Below are 2,463 nucleotides of genomic sequence, written 5' to 3' on the forward strand. Positions count from 1 at the left end.
ACTGCGGTCAGTAAGAGTATAATGGCGAGGACGAGTTTAAAGACTACGTGGTGCATATAGCTCTGAACATCGAAGTAAAAAGCAGGTCTCTTGATTCTGCTCCTTTGACAAAACAGGGTATCCACACCAGGAGCCGTATGAAGGGAAACTTTCACGTATGGTTCTGAATGGGAGGGGATGGTGGTGACTCCATTCTCGACCCCTAACACATAGCGAAATGTTTTGACCGAATAAACCATGATTATCTACTGACCAAAATTCATTGTCCAAGTAGCCTGAAGAAAGACCTGAAACAATTGTTAAAAGCGGGTGTACTAGATAACGGCGTATTTGAGGAGACAGAAGCAGGGACACCCCAAGGAGGGGTAATAAGTCCAATACTCGCCAACATCGCACTGTTGGGAATGGAAAGGTTAATTAAAGAAATGTATCCAAACAAAGGAACAGCTATTCAGGTTAACCTTATGCGATCTGCCGATGATTTCGTGGTCATATCCAAAGACTTAGGAATCATTGAACAGTGCCCCATTGCCATTTCTGAATGGTTAAAGCCAGTGGGATTAGAAATCCAACCTGAAAAGACTCGAATTGGTCATACACTCAATAGGATTGAGTATGATGGCAAAACCCAAGAGCCTGGGTTTGATTTTCTCGGATTCAATATCAGGCAATACCCAGTTGGAAAACACATATCTGGGAAGACAGGCGGGATAGCAAGCCGATTAATCGGACACCCAACCCACATTAAACCCAGCAACAAAGCAGTTAAAGCCCATACAGAAGTGATAAAAGGTGTAATCAAACAACATAAAACTGCACCCCAATCAGCCTTGATTAGTAAGCTAAACCCGATGATTCGGGGATGGTCTAACTATTACTCAGGGGTAGTCTCATCTGAGACCTTCAGAAAACTAGACCACATAGTTTTTGAAATGTTACGGGCATGGACAGATTCGAGATGCGGAATGGCAAGTTACGAAAATCTAAGAAACTATTTCGGACACGGAACGGTCAAACTAAGCAACGGGAAAGAAAGCCATGAAACTTGGGTATTCAAAACCAAGGATGGATTCACATTATGGAATCATAATGTGAATCCAATTGTCCGACATACCCTAATACGCCCCGACGCCACACTTGATGACGGAAACTGGACCTACTGGGCAACCAGAAAAGGACAAGCAATTGAAACGCCAACAAGGGTAGCCATACTACTCAAAAAGCCAAAAAGCCTATGCGCCTGGTGCGGGCAATACTTCACCCCATCAGATTTAGTTGAAGTAGACCACATTGTACCTCGAAGCCACGGCGGAAAGGACGAATACAAGAATCTTCAACTACTACACCGCCACTGTCATGATGATCAAACGGCGCTAGATAACGCCAATGCTGTATCCTTAACAATGGAGCAGTCAAATTAGGAGCCGTGTGCTGGGAAACTCGCAAGCACGGTTTTGTATGGGAGGGGGAGATGGCGACATCTCTCTCGACCCCTACTCGGTTACGGTTCTCCCATGAAGTTTGCATAACCCAATAGTTAACCTAGTTGGGACTAACAGTATTTCCGGGGGAAGTGCGATCGCACCCTCCGGTATCTGCCGATTAACAGTGGGCTATCCCCCACGCCACTCTATCAATATCCTATACTCTCCCTAAATTACATCTTTTTGAGCCGACAAAATTATTATGGCTGCTCTGGAAATTGACGAATGTTAGTAGGTATTTTCCATTTACTATATAATAGACCGAGACTAACTAAATTAAAAGAAACCTTATTTATGAATACCGTCAAACAAGAAATTGAGTTGTTGCTGAAAAATTTACCGGAGGATTGCAGTCTTGAGGATATTCAATATCATCTTTATGTTATAGAAAAGTACCGCCAGGGTATTACTATTGCAGATAGTGAACGAAGATTAACACAAGAGGAAGCGGAAGGTTTAGTAAGTAAATGGGTTATCAAGTAGTTTGGTCACCGACAGCCATTGATGATATCGATGCGATCGCGGCTTATATTGCGCGAGACTCAGTTTCCTATGCGGCGGCGGTGGTACAGAGAATCATTGAGGCTACCAGAAATCTGAGCAAGTGTCCCCTCTCCGGTGGTATTGTTCAGGAGTTTGGTGACGAAACCGTTAGAGAACAGTTTGCTTACACTTACCGGATTATCTACCGTATTCAGGGAGATGTCGTAACGGTTGTGGCTGTGGTTCACGGTAAGCGATTGTTAAAGCTGGATTTGAATACTCACTAGATCCTATATACTGAGGAGAAACCACAGAGACATGAGTACACAGAAGTTTTATCTGTTCTGTCTTTTCTGTCTTTGTGGTTTATTTCTGCTCAGACCATTTATAGGATTAGTCAAGGTGGTTAGGACGCAGCTTTGAGAACGGAATCCATGGCATCATGGAGAGAATCAAACTGCTCACGTGCAGTGGCGAATACGGGCTTTCAGCCACG

2 protein-coding genes and 1 pseudogene are annotated in these 2,463 nt (G+C 43.8%); all 3 read left to right on the plus strand.

Going from position 1 to position 2,463, the window contains the following annotated elements:
* Positions 1–209: 209 nt before the first annotated feature.
* Positions 210–1,421: pseudogene (locus tag ACTIE0_RS23845) on the plus strand (group II intron reverse transcriptase); the annotation flags it as partial.
* Positions 1,422–1,709: 288 nt separating this feature from the next.
* On the plus strand, positions 1,710–1,967 hold the full coding sequence (locus tag ACTIE0_RS23850; protein WP_006625968.1) for a hypothetical protein: 258 nt from the start codon (positions 1,710–1,712) through the stop codon (positions 1,965–1,967).
* On the plus strand, positions 1,952–2,254 hold the full coding sequence (locus tag ACTIE0_RS23855; RefSeq protein ID WP_006617129.1) for a type II toxin-antitoxin system RelE/ParE family toxin: 303 nt from the start codon (positions 1,952–1,954) through the stop codon (positions 2,252–2,254). The genes ACTIE0_RS23850 and ACTIE0_RS23855 overlap by 16 nt, the downstream gene beginning before the upstream one ends.
* Positions 2,255–2,463: the final 209 nt, after the last annotated feature.

This window comes from Limnospira sp. (genome assembly GCF_051859755.1).
Lineage (GTDB): Bacteria > Cyanobacteriota > Cyanobacteriia > Cyanobacteriales > Microcoleaceae > Limnospira > Limnospira fusiformis.

What these genes read in the sequence shown, in the direction of transcription:
- ACTIE0_RS23855 (WP_006617129.1), top strand. Translation starts at nt 1,952, where the DNA reads ATGGGTTATCAAGTAGTTTGGTCACCGACAGCCATTGATGATATCGAT.
- ACTIE0_RS23850 (WP_006625968.1), top strand. Translation starts at nt 1,710, where the DNA reads ATGTTAGTAGGTATTTTCCATTTACTATATAATAGACCGAGACTAACT.